The 15,130-nt window shown below is 42.9% G+C and carries 12 protein-coding genes; 5 read left to right on the top strand and 7 right to left on the bottom strand.

Annotated elements, in window-relative coordinates:
* Positions 1 to 90: 90 nt before the first annotated feature.
* From EV690_RS13400 to imuA, 3 genes are read right to left on the bottom strand one after another with little or no spacing between them, the layout of a single operon-like run.
* Positions 91 to 3,183 (bottom strand): error-prone DNA polymerase, encoded by a 3,093-nt coding sequence (locus EV690_RS13400; protein WP_224055029.1) that lies wholly within the window; start codon positions 3,181 to 3,183, stop codon positions 91 to 93.
* Positions 3,131 to 4,543 (bottom strand): Y-family DNA polymerase, encoded by a 1,413-nt coding sequence (locus tag EV690_RS13395; protein ID WP_131913501.1) that lies wholly within the window; start codon positions 4,541 to 4,543, stop codon positions 3,131 to 3,133. The genes EV690_RS13400 and EV690_RS13395 overlap by 53 nt, the downstream gene beginning before the upstream one ends.
* 51 nt (positions 4,544 to 4,594) lie before the next feature.
* Positions 4,595 to 5,233 carry a translesion DNA synthesis-associated protein ImuA gene (imuA, locus tag EV690_RS13390; protein ID WP_131913500.1) on the bottom strand — a complete coding sequence of 213 codons (639 nt, stop codon included), beginning with the start codon at positions 5,231 to 5,233 and terminating at the stop codon, positions 4,595 to 4,597.
* 229 nt (positions 5,234 to 5,462) lie between these two features.
* On the opposite strand from imuA, the gene EV690_RS18270 reads away from it, so the two are divergent.
* Together EV690_RS18270 and yegD are read left to right on the top strand one after the other, a co-directional pair.
* Complete coding sequence (locus EV690_RS18270) at positions 5,463 to 5,630, top strand: hypothetical protein (RefSeq protein ID WP_165872758.1); 168 nt, start codon at positions 5,463 to 5,465, stop codon at positions 5,628 to 5,630.
* A gap of 58 nt (positions 5,631 to 5,688) precedes the next feature.
* The gene (gene yegD, locus EV690_RS13385; protein ID WP_131913499.1) at positions 5,689 to 7,077 is read left to right on the top strand and encodes a molecular chaperone; all 1,389 of its coding nucleotides are present in this window, start codon (positions 5,689 to 5,691) and stop codon (positions 7,075 to 7,077) included.
* A gap of 50 nt (positions 7,078 to 7,127) precedes the next feature.
* On the opposite strand, the gene ggt is transcribed toward yegD, so the two are convergent.
* On the bottom strand, positions 7,128 to 8,885 hold the full coding sequence (gene ggt, locus EV690_RS13380) for a gamma-glutamyltransferase (RefSeq protein WP_131913525.1): 1,758 nt from the start codon (positions 8,883 to 8,885) through the stop codon (positions 7,128 to 7,130).
* Between the two features lie 321 nt (positions 8,886 to 9,206).
* Here ggt and fbp point away from each other — a divergent pair, with 321 nt between their 5' ends.
* Entirely contained in the window at positions 9,207 to 10,241 is a 1,035-nt protein-coding gene (fbp, locus tag EV690_RS13375) for a class 1 fructose-bisphosphatase (protein ID WP_131913498.1), read from the top strand.
* 108 nt (positions 10,242 to 10,349) lie between these two features.
* On the opposite strand, the gene EV690_RS13370 is transcribed toward fbp, so the two are convergent.
* Complete coding sequence (locus tag EV690_RS13370) at positions 10,350 to 11,120, bottom strand: DUF1853 family protein (protein WP_131913497.1); 771 nt, start codon at positions 11,118 to 11,120, stop codon at positions 10,350 to 10,352.
* 85 nt (positions 11,121 to 11,205) lie between these two features.
* On the opposite strand from EV690_RS13370, the gene EV690_RS13365 reads away from it, so the two are divergent.
* Entirely contained in the window at positions 11,206 to 11,961 is a 756-nt protein-coding gene (locus EV690_RS13365; RefSeq protein ID WP_131913496.1) for a Nif3-like dinuclear metal center hexameric protein, read from the top strand.
* Here EV690_RS13365 and EV690_RS13360 read toward each other — a convergent pair.
* Together EV690_RS13360 and purT are read right to left on the bottom strand one after the other, a co-directional pair.
* A complete protein-coding gene (locus tag EV690_RS13360; protein WP_131913495.1) occupies positions 11,958 to 13,295 on the bottom strand; it encodes a hypothetical protein in 1,338 nt (445 codons plus the stop codon). The genes EV690_RS13365 and EV690_RS13360 overlap by 4 nt on opposite strands.
* Positions 13,292 to 14,473, bottom strand: a complete 1,182-nt coding sequence (gene purT / locus EV690_RS13355; protein ID WP_131913494.1) for a formate-dependent phosphoribosylglycinamide formyltransferase — start codon at positions 14,471 to 14,473, stop codon at positions 13,292 to 13,294. Before purT ends, EV690_RS13360 begins: the two co-directional genes overlap by 4 nt.
* Before the next feature lie 357 nt (positions 14,474 to 14,830).
* Between purT and EV690_RS13350 the strand changes: the two genes are divergently transcribed.
* A complete protein-coding gene (locus EV690_RS13350) occupies positions 14,831 to 14,989 on the top strand; it encodes a YqaE/Pmp3 family membrane protein (protein ID WP_131913493.1) in 159 nt (52 codons plus the stop codon).
* Positions 14,990 to 15,130: the final 141 nt, after the last annotated feature.

The following is a 15,130-nucleotide window of genomic DNA, read 5'->3' as shown; positions in this document are numbered from 1 at the left end:
TTTGTGGAGAATAACTACACGGCACAACGTTTGCCTTGCCTAAATCCCTCTCAGATTTCTGCAAAACTAATCACAAAAGGTCAACAGTCCCTAGTGAAAATCGCGGGATTTAATGGGGAGATTGGCCAATTTTTCAGTTTCGTCAATGAGTTTTCCTGCAATGACATGTATAACTCGTTCTTCGCGTTCAACAATGCCATGGATGGCTAGTAGCTGAGACTTAACTAATGCCCGGCGTTGTACTTTTGCTGTTGCGGACCAAACAATTACATTGACTTGCCCAAATTCATCTTCGAGCGTGACAAAGGTTACATCAGCAGCACTGCCAGGGCGCTGCCTGCCGGTCACTAATCCACAAATACGAATGAGTTGGCCATGATGGCATTGCTGTAATTGATGACTGTTAAGCATATGAGGAAAATAACCCCGTTGACGCAAAATAGCCATTGGATGTCGACCTAGACTGACCCGAGCGTAACGATAATCCTGAATAATATTTTGATATTCATCTGGCCCCGGTAGTTGGATGGGGAACGGATGGGGTAAATTATTAAATAGAGCCAGAGGGGGCAAGAGGTTTTTTATCTCCCAATGAGCCTGATAACGATGACCAAATAAAGATTGTAATGCTCCCGCTTTTGCCAATGCTTGTTGGCTGGTCAAATCAAAATAAATAGGGAGGTCATCTTGATTGATGGTTCTGTTTCGCTTGGCTAAGAATGCCTCACAAGCATGACGATTTAAATCTTTGACCAGACATAATCCGAGACGTAACTTTCCCGATTCAATTGTGTGTTGCCAATGGCTATAGGAAATATCGATAGGTAATACACTCACACCATGACGTTGAGCATCTTGAATTAACTGGGCTGGTGAGTAAAACCCCATTGGCTGGCTGTTCAGCTGTGCGGCACAAAATTGAGTTGGATAATAGTATTTAAGCCAAGCTGAGAAATAAACGAGTAATGCAAAGCTTGCCGCATGAGATTCAGGGAACCCATAGCCACCAAATCCCCTGATCTGCTGGATCAATCGGTTGGCAAACGTTGTGGAATAGCCGTTAGCTGCTAACCCTTGCTGTAGTTTTTGTTCAAAATGACTAAAATCTTGATGTCGTTTCCAACTTGAGATCGCGCGCCGCAGTTGATCGGCTTCCCCGGCACTAAATCCTGCTGCAACCATGGCTAATTGGATCACCTGTTCTTGAAAAATAGGGACGCCAAGTGTGCGTTGCAGTACCTTTTTTACAGCTTCATTAGGATAATTGACTAATTGTTTATGTTGGCGCCGAAGAAGGTAAGGATGAACCATTTCACCTTGGATGGGGCCCGGCCTCACAATGGCGACTTCAATGACTAAATCGTAGTAACATTGCGGTCGCAATCGCGGCAGCATATTCATTTGGGCACGAGATTCAATTTGAAAGACACTAATGGTATCGGCTTGGCTGATCATCGTATAGATTTTGGGGTCTTCTTTGGCAATATCACTTAAAGAGCGGGGAGCATGGGGAAGCTCTCGAATAAAATCCAATGTTTTTCGAATGGCGCTAAGCATGCCAAGTGCCAGTATATCAACCTTCATCATTCCTAATGATTCCAGGTCATCTTTATCCCACTGAATTATTGAGCGTCCCTTCATGGACGCTGCTTCAATTGGCACTAGATCAACAAGTTGATCTTTTGCAATAACAAACCCTCCCACATGTTGAGATAAATGGCGTGGTTGCCCACGCAAATTATCGACGGCCTGGGCAAGTTGCTGGCATTGTTCAGTGCAAAGTAGTTGACACGAAGCCAATTGAGCCTGGGTATTGAGCGCTTTGTTGCGCCAATCAGGCAAGCGGGTGAGTTGCTCAATGATCCATTCACTAATACCCAGAGCTTTACCGGCATCGCGCAAGGCGCTGCGAGTTCGATAGGTGATGACTGTTGCTGTTAATGCGGCACGATTGGCACCGTATTTTTGGTAGATATACTGAATGACTTCTTCGCGCCGCTGATGTTCAAAATCAACATCAATATCTGGCGGTTCCCGGCGTTCTTTTGAGATAAATCGTTCAAATAATAAGTTGACTTGTTCGGGGTCAACCTCAGTAATATGCAGTAGATAACAGACAATTGAGTTGGCTGCTGAACCGCGGCCCTGATAGAGAATATGGCGTGAACGCGCAAATGTAATGATATCGTGAATGGTTAAAAAGTAATTGGCATATTTTAGTTCAGCAATCAACTTCAGTTCTTTCTCAAGTTGTTGTTGATGATGCGCTTTCATTCCATTGGGAAATCGTTCACGGCTACCCTGTGTGGTAAGTTGGCGTAAATATTGATCGGCATTGCTTCCTGCGGGAGCATGATCATCAGGATACTGGTAGCGTAAATGACTTAGAGAGAACTGACACTGAGCAGCAATCTCCAGCCCAGCTTGCTGTTCGTGGGGATGATAGCGTTTGCGGATGGTCTCAAGCTTATGAAGTCGCCGTTCAGTATTTTGAGCTAGTTTTTGACCCATTTTTGAAATGGGCTCTAATGCGTGAATCGAATCAATTAAATCAAGGTGTGATTTTTGTTCACGATGTAACATTCGTGGCCAGCATGAGGCAACGGGTATTAAGTGGTCATGAGCTAACTTCTGGCGTAGATTGTTCATCTGCTGGTTGGGTGCGATTAATTCATCGGTGATGAGAACGTATCGGTCTCGCCAGTGATTCACTTGAAGTAGCTGTAATTGTTCCTGATATGCCTTTAATGAGGTTGGCCGCCATAAAATAAAACAATGTGTGCAGTTGATCAATTGTTGGATATCGATGCGATAGCCTTTTTTCTGGTGCTGTCGTCGGGCTTGGCTAATGGCTCGACATAGTTGCTGATAGCCAGTCATGTCTTTGGCCAATGCCACCAGATAAAGGTTTTCTGTGGTTATGAAAGAGGCACCGTAAATAATATTTATGGGTGTGATCAGACTTTGCTGCCAAGCTCTAACGGCCCCGGCAAGTGAGCATTCATCGGTGATTGCAATGGCTTTGTAGCCACGGTGATAAGCGCCGAGTACAAGCTCCTCGGGACTAACGATACTGGTTAAAAAACTAAACCAACTGAGTGCATTTAATTCAGCAAAATGACTTGATTGCTCAGGCAAACCAACCATGCAGCCACCAGCCCGCAGGCGTTGCCTTAGGAGCATAAAAAGCCCATCCTTGTGCACCGGAGTGATTAAATACAACCCGTTGATAACTGCGAATGACCCGAATACCGTGTTGTTCAAGTTCAATGAGTTCTGGTTGATCAAGACACACAAAAGAATTGCCTGAAATGGGTTTAGGCTCTGTTAAGAGCCACAATGGTCGAGCTCGTTGGGGTAAGCTTAGCGGAGGTTCCGCAGGTTGTTCTTTCTGGCTTAATGCGGTCAGCCTAGAAGCCTGTTCCGGTAAATGAGTGTCACAATGGTTTAAATAAAAGATGTTGTTGGGACCAATTCTTTGACTTAATTTATCAAGAAAGTTGGTATCAGTATGGCTCTCTTCATTGTGCCATAAGTCATATCTGTGACTTTGCACGGGTTGGCAAGGACCACTTTGCAGGGTTAGGGCGATCACTGGTTCTGGTAACTGTAAATAATCTAATTGTAAATCAATTAGTGTTTGCCATGTTTCAGCCTTATGTTGCAGTTGAACACTATTGATCATGAGCGTTTCAGTCAGCCTCTGACGATAATGTAATTGTAGAGTTAAGCACTGACAGGCAAGTTGATGGGTTCGCAAATAATGTGCTAACGAATAAGTAAGCTGCCAACAACTATGGCTTAGCTGGTCGCTTTGTGTCGCTTCATAATTAAGGGTCAGTTTGCGAGTAAATTGCCGGATAGGTTGTTGCCATTGGTAATTGATTGGACATTTTCCCAAGCATTGATCTAAATAATTGAGTAGTTCTTGCCCAAAACGAGAACGTAATTCTGTACGAGGCAGTTTCAGTAACATTGTAAGTGAGGTTAACCCCATATCGGCAAGCTCTGTGACCATCGAGACGGGTAGTTGACTGTAGGCCAGTTCTAAAGAGCATTGATCCGCTCGCAGGAGTATTCGCGGTAAGTCTTTTTGAGTGTGGCGTTGCCGGGCCAGCCATATAGCTAACGGCGCGCTTAATGCTGCGACACCATCAACTGGAAGCTGTTGTTGGCGAATCGCTGTTAACAATGCTCTTAGGTGCTGCTGAATCGTTGGGTAGATAGATTCCATTCCCTCAGAGTAGACAAGCAGTCCGTGAGTTGAAACAACCGTGACTTTGGGGGTTAGCTCCAATAATTCTATTGCTAATTGATGGAGCTTTTGCGTAATTTCATGGCCATTAAAGGTAGCTATTTTCAATGAAGGCGCGAGTTGTTGAGCCATGATCAAACTTTGCCCTGACTGAACCCCTAACATTTTGGCACTTTGGTTTACGTGTGTTACTTTTTGCTGCTCAATAAGCGCCTGTGGCTGAGAGCTTGGCTCTGATGCATTTATACTCAGAGCCAGATCACTAAGGTCTAGATAAAGCCAGTACATATCGGTATCCGCTAATAAATATTAATCATTATTTCTATCAGAAATAAGCTATTAGCAATGAAAACCATCTTGATATGGGCAAGCGGCTATCGTGGTTGGCCAACCTCCATCACGTTTAAACAAATCTAAAGAAAAAGTGCCACTTTGCTGATTTGCATTCACTTCAATTCGATTATTGGCTGGGGATGACACTGAACGCTCTTGATGAGGCCTGAATAAAAGTGCCATGCTGCTTCCTCGCTTTGCTGCAAGTTTTAAACGTCGTAATTGCAGAGCCGTTAGTCTTTGCGTCCACCCCAAAACAACACTGCATGAACCGCTTTGTAACGCTTGTTCAATCGCCCAGAACTGATCATTCATTGTTTTAGGGTGTACCACTAAAATTCGGCTGATATCAATGTTGAGTTGTCGTAGCGCAGGAGCATTCGGCATGGCAGGTGGCGCAATCCAGATAATCCAGCGTTTTTGTTCACTCAATGATGATAGAGCAGGAGCAATCAGCTGTAATTCGCCTTGACCCGGTGAAGAAACATAGATCTCATTGACGCTAGCTGCTGCCCAGCCGTGTTCAGCCAATTGTTGATCTAGCTTTTTATAACCAGTGGTCGTTAGCGGGTGATGGCTGGGATGCCAGTCTTTTCCTTGCCAAACTAATTGTTGATCCATCATCGATGTTAAAGAAGCATTCATCACTCACCTCACAAAAGTACTGTTTAAATATACAGTGTATTTTTATACAGTATTTCTAAAAAGACTGTATTGCAAGTATTTTTGAAGTTTTTTTCAACAATTTTATATTTGTTTGGGGTGACTGCTGGTGTAAAATCAACCAAACTGATAAACTTCCGCCCTTATTTGGCATGTCGTAGCGACATGGAGCTTAGTGTTGCGTTATGTGAGAATAGATGTAGGGGAACACATGAATCGATTAATGCTTTCAGCAACAGCAACGTTATTTGCGGGTCAGGCTTTAGGCCATACACAGCAATCAATTAATGTTCTACAAATGAGTGGATTTCGGTGGTTAGCGGCTGCGATGATCGCAGGTCTTATCTGTTATGCCATTCGTCATTGGCGACGCGGTTAAGAGTTCTACTTGCTGAAAAGCCCTCTTTTAGTTTAAGCTTCGCGGCTTGATAAAATATATGAGCCGCGAAACTATGACTTTCTCTTCCTTTGCCGGATTTGATTTTGGCACTTCTAATTGCGCTATTGGTTTATACCAAGATGGCCGACCTACTTTAGTTTCTTTGCCTGATCATGGCTCATATATGCCATCGACACTATTTGCGCCAACTCGTGATGTCATTAGCGGCTGGTTATATCAAAAGTTAAAACAAAAAAATATGGCCGATGTGTACCAAAATGCCCGAGCACAACATATTGAGACGAGTTTGGGCGCATTGCGTGAAGCGATGTTGGATGGTTTTGATAGCGAGTTGTTATTTGGTCAGCAGGCTTTTGATGCTTACATGGAAGATCCTTTTGATTGTTACTATGTGAAATCGCCGAAATCCTTTTTGGGCGCGAGTGGTTTATCTGCTCGTCATTGCCAGTGGTTCGAAGATATTATTGCTGCCACGATGTGGCATATGCGCGGTCAGGTTGCGCAGGCAACTGGAGAATACCCAGATAAGGTTGTGATTGGCCGTCCCGTTAATTTCCAAGGGCTTAATAGTGAACAAAGCAACCGACAGGCCATTTCGATTTTAACTCAGGCCGCTAAGTTTGCTGGATTTTCACAAATCGAATTTTTGTATGAGCCACTGGCTGCTGGATTAACTTATCAGGCGAGTTTAAAAGAACCGAAGCGAGTTTTAGTGGTGGATATTGGTGGAGGAACCACGGATATCTCGATGATGGAAATGGACCCTAACTTTGACTATAAATTCGATCATCAACGCTTAGTTTTAGGCTATTCAGGTGAGCGAATTGGTGGCAATGATTTTGATATTGCCTTAAATTTGCAAACCCTGATGCCACACTTAGGCATGAATCAAACTTTAGCTAATGGGCAACCAATGCCCCATAAAATCTATTATGATGCCGCTTGTGTGAATGATTTACCTGCTCAGAGTCATTTTTATAGCCGTGAGAGTGAAAAATTGTTGCTTGATCTTAAAGATGACATGCAAAGTGATTACTGGCAGCGACTTCACCGATTAAAGCATGAACAGTTAACCCAAAGCTTAAATCGCAGTGCTGAGCAGAGTAAAATCGCTCTTGGAGATAGCATCGAATATCAATGCTATCTGGATTATTTAGAAGATGGACTGCAGATTTTTGTCTATCAACAGCAATTAAAACAAGCGAGTGAAAAATTAACTCGTGCTTTGTCGAGTTTAATTCATGAGGTTCTCACTCAATCGGGATGTCAACCTGATGTATTGTTCTTAACTGGGGGAAGTGCCAATTCGCCGGTGATTAAGCGTTTTCTAGCAGAGCATTTTCAAGGTATTCAGCAGGTCAGTGCAGATAATTTTGGCAGTGTCACCGAAGGGTTAACCCGCTGGGCAAGGCAAATTTACAGTTAAAAAAAAGCGCTTTAAAAGCGCTTTTTTATCCAGCTTAATCCGTGCAATAGTTAATAACCAATGGCTGCCCCTGCGGGGCGACGGGCATCGTTGGCCCCATACAGATAACCAGGGCGGATTTTCCCCGATACCGCGGAATCGTTGCCGGAACTGTTAACTGTATGAGTTGATTTCGGCAATCCTACCATAATGAGTTCTGCCGCTCCCCATGGTGTTTGCTCGACCATGTGATAGCCCATTTTTTTCAAAATGGCCAGTGTGTCAGGCGACAGTCCTCGTGTTTCGTAATATACCTTATCGGGTAACCACTGGTGGTGGATTCTTGGGGCATCGACCGCTTCTTGAGGCCCCATGCCAAAGTCAATAATATTTATCACTGTTTCAAGAGTAATTGTAATAATTCGAGACCCTCCGGGGGAGCCTACGACTAAGTAGACATGGCCGTCTTTAGTCACAATGGTGGGTGACATAGAGGAGAGTGGCCGTTTGCCAGGAGCAATAGCATTTACTTTCCCTTGAACTAAGCCGAACATATTTTTCGCACCAATCTTACTAGTGAAGTCATCCATCTCATCATTGAGAAAAAATCCTGCGTGAGGAGCCATGACTCCGGCGCCAAAACGACCATTAATGGTATAGGTTGTTGAAACTGCATTTCCCATATGATCAACAATCGAATAGTGGGTCGTTTCAGGTTTTTCATGCGGCCAAACCCCGGCATGTAATTTGGCTGAACTAGCAACATTGTCTTGTTTTATTTTCTGACGAATCTGGGATGCATATTGTGCACTTAACAACTTTTTGATTGGCATTTTGACAAAGTCAGGATCTCCTAGCAACGTGTTGCGGTCCACATAGGCATGACGCATTGCTTCAACCATGTAATGAACTGACTTAGCGGAGCCATAGCCCATCGACTGCATGTCATAACCTGAGAGAATATTCAAAATTTCACACATGGTCACGCCACCAGAACTAGGGGGAGGGGCTGAGATAAACGAATAGCCTCGATACTGGCATTCAATTGGTTGGCGTTCTTTAGCCTGGTAATTGGCAAAATCTTTAGCACTGATAATCCCACCGTTTTGGGCTGATGCTGTTGCAATCGCTTGAGGGATTTTTCCTTGATAAAAAGCTTTAGGACCCTCTTTAGCGATAGCCTCAAGTGTATGAGCTAAGTTTTTTTGAACCAGTCGATCCCCCGGCTGGAGCGCTGAACCATCGGTTCTTAAAAAGATGTTTTTCGCCTGTGAATCGTGGCGGAAAGTCGCCAGTTTAAGATCAAGAATATCGGTATCAGCGCGGGTTAACACAAAGCCTTTTTTAGCTAGTTTTATCGCCGGTGCCATGATTTGTGCACGGGTTAATTTCCCACTGCCATAACGAGTCAATGCAAGCTCTAAGCCTCGGACCGTTCCAGGAACGCCAACTGCTAGGTAACCGTGTAGGCTGGCACCTTTAATTAAGTTACCTTTACTGTCTTGGTACATCGTTGCGGTCGCTTTTGCTGGCGCTTTTTCACGAAAATCAATAAAGGTATCTTTACCGTTAGCCAAATGAATCGTCATAAATCCACCGCCGCCAATATTACCGCAACATGGATTCACTACTGCTTGGGCATAACCCACGGCAACTGCTGCATCAATGGCATTTCCGCCCATTTTTAGAATTTCGATTCCAGCTTGTGATGCCAACTTTTGTGATGAAACCACCATTCCATGCTGAGCTTCAACGGCTGGTAATGTTGCTGCCCAACTAGATGGTATGAGCAGTCCCACCGTTAGTGGCAGATAGAGCACGTATTTCATTATTGTTTTATACATACTGTTCCCTGTATTCGATGTTTGTGTTTTATTTATGTAATGAACCTATCACTTCGCTGATTAGATTATCAAAAATAACTAAAAAAGGGCGAAAATTTTAATTTTTTGTAAATTTGTCAGAAAAAAGAATAAATTTTGCAAAAGAATAGGGGATAACTACGCTAACTACTGGACAAGTAAGTCGAAAAAGATCAAATATTACATTTATGTAATATTTGTAATTACAATGTGGCTCTTATTATGTATAAGTACGCCTTTCTTTTTTAACTAATTAGTTAAAAATCTTAATTTAATTAAGGATTTATAATGATTACTCTAGGCGAATACATCGTTGCCAAGCAATACCAATTCCCAGAAGCTTCCGGGGAGTTTACACGGCTACTCGGGTCGATTCGGCTCGCAGCTAAAGTGGTTAACCGAGAAATTAATAAAGCTGGATTAGTTGATATTATCGGAGCGACTGGGGAGGAAAATGTCCAGGGTGAAGAGCAACAGAAACTCGATGTTTATGCGAATGAAAAATTTAAAGCTGCTCTGGAGGCTCGCGGAGAAGTGTGCGGGGTAACGACCGAAGAAGAAGAAAATTTCATTATTTTTAATAGTAAAAAACAAAGCCATAGTAAGTATGTGGTCCTAATGGATCCCCTCGATGGCTCATCAAATATTGATGTTAATGTCACTATTGGCACCATTTTCTCTATTTATCGGCGTATCTCCCCCGTTGGCTCACCTGCAACTAAAGAAGACTTCCTACAGCCGGGGAATAAACAAGTCGCGGCTGGTTACGTGGTTTATGGTTCTTCAACTATGTTGGTTTATACCACAGGTTACGGCGTTCATGGTTTCACTTGTGATCCATCGTTAGGGGTCTTTTACCTATCTCACGAAAATATGCAAATTCCTGCTCAGGGGAATATTTACTCTATTAATGAGGGGAACTATGTAAAATTTCCTGATGGCATCAAGAAATATATTAAATATTGCCAGGAGCGGGATGAACAGACTCATCGCCCATATACCTCGCGTTATATTGGCTCATTGGTCGCCGATTTTCATCGTAATATGATCAAGGGTGGCGTGTATATGTATCCATCTTTTGCCAGTGCCCCGAAAGGCAAATTACGTTTGTTATACGAGTGTAACCCTATGGCATTTTTGGCTGAGCAGGCCGGCGGTAAAGCTACCGATGGTTATCGGCGTATTCTCGATATTATCCCAAGCGAATTACATGAACGGACTCCGTTTGTGTGTGGTAGTCGAGACATGGTTGATATGGTTGGCGATTTTATGCAGGAATATTCAGCTGATGGGCATCCTGAGTATCATAAAAATATTAAATAATCCGAGGGGGCTAATCTAAACCGTGTGGTTTGGTATGTGTCCGTGTTTTCTCTTCGCCAGCGTGATGTTTCTCGCTGGCGATGTTGTTTTGTGGTTCGACCATTCGTTTTAACCATTGTAGGTAGACATATAATTGTCCGGTAGTAACCAAAATTGCTTTCCTTGTCCATAAACCATCACAGCTCGGTCTATATTGGTTGTTAGCGGTTGATATGCAGCATGACTTGGTGTTAGCCAGTATTGCCGAGGAACGATTTGATAAAGATAACGCTCTGATACGTTGAGCTGGCTGTCAAATAGCCATGTTCCATCTTTAGGGCTCCTTGGGGCAGAGCATGGCTGAAATAGTCGTCCTTGCAGAATAATCTGTTGGTTAAAGTGATAATTCGGGTAACGTAGTCTTAATTGCTGGATTTGCGGGTGGTATCCCATAGGTAACTGATGGGTCAGCATTCTTGAGAGTTTGTGGGTAAAACGGTCTTTGAGGTTCGGTCCTATCCATTGCCACTTTTGTGCGAGCTGAAAATAAATATAGAACTTCACCGCAAGTTCTATATGGCGAACACAACGATGTTGATGATCGGCTACTAGCAGGTCAATTGCTCCAATCGTCTGGTTTTGCTCTATGATTTGCCTATTGTAGGCAATCAATTCTAGATCTGGATGGCAATCAATTAATTTGAGCCATAATTGTTCATACCACAAACCAAGACGGGGCTGAAAATCAGGTAACGTTGCAGGTAAAGACGGGAGAGACTGAGTAAACCAACTTAGCTGCTGTATCGTTGCAATTGCAGGGTGAACAGTACTGATTGGCTCGCAACTCAGGCAGTATTGATACGTCTGTTTAATATGCTCTTGCTCAAAGGATAATTTCACTGGTTTTACTTATCTAACATTGCGTCTGAATGATGAAGATCCTACCATGGCATCTGTTTTCTAATAGTTTGAATGAGTGGTGTGCATGGATCCATTTCGATTACAAAATATTCTAAATGAAGAGCTTCGAACCTTTGCAATTAAAGATTATTGCCCGAATGGTTTGCAGGTGCAAGGGCGAAGCGAGATTAAAAAAATTGTAACGGGAGTCACCGCCAGCCAAGCATTGATCGATGCGGCAATTGAACGAGAGGCCGATGCAGTTTTAGTTCATCACGGTTATTTTTGGAAAGGTGAATCACCGGTGTTAACGCACATGAAGGGGCAACGAATTGCTGCTTTGATGAAACATCAGATCAATTTGCTAGCCTATCATTTACCACTGGATATTCATCCCACATTAGGTAATAACGCACAGTTAGCGGCCTTATTGGGGATAGAGCTTCGTCGCGGTTTAGAGCCATGGGACAAAAATAGTGTGGCGATGGTTGGTGAACTAACCCAACCGATAAAAGGCGAACAATTAGCAGAGCGTATCGAGCATGTGTTAGGTCGTCGCCCATTACATATTCAAGGACATCAACACGAGATTAAAAAGATCGGATTATGTACTGGTGGCGGGCAAAGCTTTCTGTCATTAGCTGCTGAGCAAGGTGTTGATGCATTTATTAGTGGTGAGATTTCAGAGCAGACGACTCATATTGCGCGTGAGATGGAGGTCGATTTTTTTGCGGCGGGTCATCATGCAACCGAGCGTTATGGGGTGAAAGCTTTGGGAGAGTGGTTAAGTGAAAAATACCAGCTTGAAGTGTGCTTTGTTGACATTGATAACCCTGTCTAGCGTGACGGATTTGGTTCTTTTGCTTCAGCCATAAGGGTTAATCCACAGGGAATTGTATATTCGAGCATGGCTTTCTGTCCGCCCAATAAACCAATATCTACTTGCTGATGTTCAAAACGAGATTGCCATCGCTGGAATATTTGTTCGTCAGCAACCAGCTCCTGCCAGACTGTAATTGGAATGAGTATTTGCGAAATTCCAACTTGTTCTCGCGTGTTCAGTAATTGGCCAACTGACCTGGGGATCCAGCAGATACGAATTGATAACGTCAACAAGTCAATGACTGATGCGAGTTGCTCATGACCTGGCGGTGAGCCGTCAAAGACGATAAAAAGTTGTGAACTATTCAGCTGATAAAGTTTGAGGGCAGCTTTAGCTGCCTCTGTCAGCTTATGATTTTTCATCTGTTCGCAAAGCACTTGCCACTCTATGTAATAATGTTTGGCCTTATCGAGCTTTCTTGGTGGCCAACTAAATGTTCCAAATGGTTGTTCTTCTGACATTTGATAAACCAATCCGACATTATGATCCCCATAAATTGTTTGGTGATTTAACCAGCGTAAATATCGCCGATAAAACCGTACCAAAATAGCATTGAGTGATTCATCGAGTTCATGATCTTCTAAGCTGGCTAAGATATTCAGATTTAATTGGCCTGCAAAATGCTGACAACTATGTAAAAGAACCGGTTGATTGACATTGCCTATTAACAGTAAGGGTAGATGTGGATAATAATGGGCGATTTGCATTAATTCTTGACGAAGCTCTGAGTTCTCATCGACACAATAAATAATCCCTAAAAGAGGTTTAATATGTGTTTTATACTCATCTTTAGTGGTTAAAATTGCACTTGGAGGAATTAACGGGGTAATTTTCTGAACCAAATTTTCAGAGATAATTACTTTGCCATCGAGTAACCATTGGTCGTAATGTTCCATGAGTTGCTGATGCCATATTTGCAGCTCTTCTTGCAAAATTGCTTGAGTCGGGCAGTAACAAAAATCGGGAAAATCTTCGATCATATCTGGTAATTCACCCGCAATAAATAAACGTGCTTGTTCAAGGTGTTTCAATAACGGCAGGCAAAGTTTGAGATTTTTTTCGGTTAATAAATGATCAGTTAAAATGATGGCATCGATATCTGTATCATTGAGCAAATAATTCACTAATTCCCCAATCTTATGACAATACAAAACCTGTGTCGCATCGATTGGTATATCTAGCAATGTTCCGGCACTGATAATTCGCGATAAACTACTGACACCATTTGTTTGCAAAGGTGTCAGTAGTAATGCGAGTTCTTGATCTAAAAGTCTATGTGATTGATTGCTCATTCATAGTTTATAGAGATTGCACTTATGACACTTTTAACATTTTTCACTGATTGTTCAACTGTTTTCGCGTTTCCGAGTGCAACACCAAGGCGCCGTTGACCGTCAATTTCTGGTTTACCAAATAACCGTATCTGACAATTTGGAATTTCAAGAGCCTTGCTAATCCCTTGATAAGAAATGTTTTTTGACGTTCCTTCCCCTAATAATACAGCCGATGCACTTGGCCCATATTGCTCAATATGGCCAATAGGGAGGCCTAAAATAGCACGTGCATGTAGTGCAAATTCTGATAAGTTTTGCGAAATCATCGTCACCATTCCGGTGTCATGAGGGCGAGGAGATATCTCGCTAAAGTACACTTGGTCACCTTTGACGAACAGTTCTACCCCGAAAATGCCATAACCACCTAAATTGTCGACAACCGCTTTCGCGATACTTTGGCTGTTCTTTAAAGCTGTCTCACTCATTTTTTGAGGTTGCCAAGATTCGCGATAATCACCCTTTTCTTGGCGGTGGCCAATGGGCGCGCAAAAATGGATCCCATCAATGGCTCGAACGGTTAACAAAGTGATTTCATAGTCGAAATCAATGAACCCTTCCACGATGACTTTACCTGCACCAGCGCGGCCGCCAGATTGAGCATAAGCCCATGAAGCGGCTTTATCCTGCTCTGAGTGAATCACCGATTGGCCTTTACCTGACGAGCTCATAACCGGTTTGACAACACAAGGATAACCCACAGCATCGACGGCTTGGTTAAATTCATCTTCGGTACTGGCAAATTGATAGGGGGAGGTGGGTTGCGACAGTGTTTCGGCTGCAAGGCAACGGATCCCTTCACGGTCCATCGTTAGCCTAGCGGCGCGGGCCGTTGGAATAACGTTAAAGCCCTCGTTTTCTAATTCTAGTAATGTTTCTGTCGCGATGGCTTCAATTTCGGGCACAATAAAATCAGGGCTTTCTTGTCGAATCACTTTCTCTAGTGCTTCAGCATCAAGCATATCAATCACATAATGTCGTTGTGCAACATGCATAGCTGGGGCATTGTTATAGCGGTCAACCGCGATGACTTCGACCCCATAGCGTTGAAATTCGATAGCAACTTCTTTACCAAGTTCACCAGAACCTAATAATAATACTTTGGTTGCTGAAGGGGTTAAGGGTGAACCAATTTTCATGTATCCAGTGCTCCTAAATAATGGGGGGGAATAAAACTATCAAAGAATATACTTAGGTGGTTATTATAACTGAGTCGGTTTGCTTATGATATCTATCAAGAAGTTGCGTTGGATAGAACTCAACATATGACACCAATTATCCCACAATGTCGCCAGATCTATATTTATTGTGCGGTGTGCAACAGGTGCTTGCGCTTACCCATATTGCCATCAAAATATAAATTATTTGGTGATAAGACAGTCGAAGTATTTATACATAATATAATACATACTGATCCGATTTTTTGTTACTTAGAGCGATTAGGCCATCGGATTCCGAGGATTGGCTTTATTCAAATGGAAATAAGGGGCAAACGTATGGATTTAGTGCGGATTTTATGTTCTGTGTTATTCCCCCCATTGGGTGTTTTTCTACAAGTTGGGATTGGTGGCGCTTTTTGGCTCAATATTTTACTGACATTATTAGGCTATATTCCGGGCATTATTCATGCGGTCTGGATAATCGCCCGTCGGTAAGTGTCATGAAGCCATTGGCAAATCTGTTTGCATGACCCTTAATTCCTATCAAATGTCGATTTTGATCGTGGATAAGTTTATTTATACTTTATCAAAAGGCCTAGCTTAAGCTAGGCTCTTCGTTGATGACATCGAGAATGA

It is taken from the genome of Celerinatantimonas diazotrophica (assembly GCF_004339545.1).
GTDB lineage: Bacteria > Pseudomonadota > Gammaproteobacteria > Enterobacterales > Celerinatantimonadaceae > Celerinatantimonas > Celerinatantimonas diazotrophica.
The sequence above is the reverse complement of the archived record's forward strand: the minus strand, read 5'-3'. Positions and strand labels throughout refer to the sequence as shown.

Excerpts from the sequence above, each read along its gene's own strand:
- EV690_RS13400 (WP_224055029.1), bottom strand. The coding sequence starts at position 3,183 with ATGCTCCTAAGGCAACGCCTGCGGGCTGGTGGCTGCATGGTTGGTTTG.
- EV690_RS13395 (WP_131913501.1), bottom strand. The coding sequence starts at position 4,543 with ATGTACTGGCTTTATCTAGACCTTAGTGATCTGGCTCTGAGTATAAAT.
- imuA (WP_131913500.1), bottom strand. The coding sequence starts at position 5,233 with ATGAATGCTTCTTTAACATCGATGATGGATCAACAATTAGTTTGGCAA.
- EV690_RS18270 (WP_165872758.1), top strand. The coding sequence starts at position 5,463 with ATGAATCGATTAATGCTTTCAGCAACAGCAACGTTATTTGCGGGTCAG.
- yegD (WP_131913499.1), top strand. The coding sequence starts at position 5,689 with ATGAGCCGCGAAACTATGACTTTCTCTTCCTTTGCCGGATTTGATTTT.
- ggt (WP_131913525.1), bottom strand. The coding sequence starts at position 8,885 with ATGAAATACGTGCTCTATCTGCCACTAACGGTGGGACTGCTCATACCA.
- fbp (WP_131913498.1), top strand. The coding sequence starts at position 9,207 with ATGATTACTCTAGGCGAATACATCGTTGCCAAGCAATACCAATTCCCA.
- EV690_RS13365 (WP_131913496.1), top strand. The coding sequence starts at position 11,206 with ATGGATCCATTTCGATTACAAAATATTCTAAATGAAGAGCTTCGAACC.
- EV690_RS13360 (WP_131913495.1), bottom strand. The coding sequence starts at position 13,295 with ATGAGCAATCAATCACATAGACTTTTAGATCAAGAACTCGCATTACTA.
- purT (WP_131913494.1), bottom strand. The coding sequence starts at position 14,473 with ATGAAAATTGGTTCACCCTTAACCCCTTCAGCAACCAAAGTATTATTA.
- EV690_RS13350 (WP_131913493.1), top strand. The coding sequence starts at position 14,831 with ATGGATTTAGTGCGGATTTTATGTTCTGTGTTATTCCCCCCATTGGGT.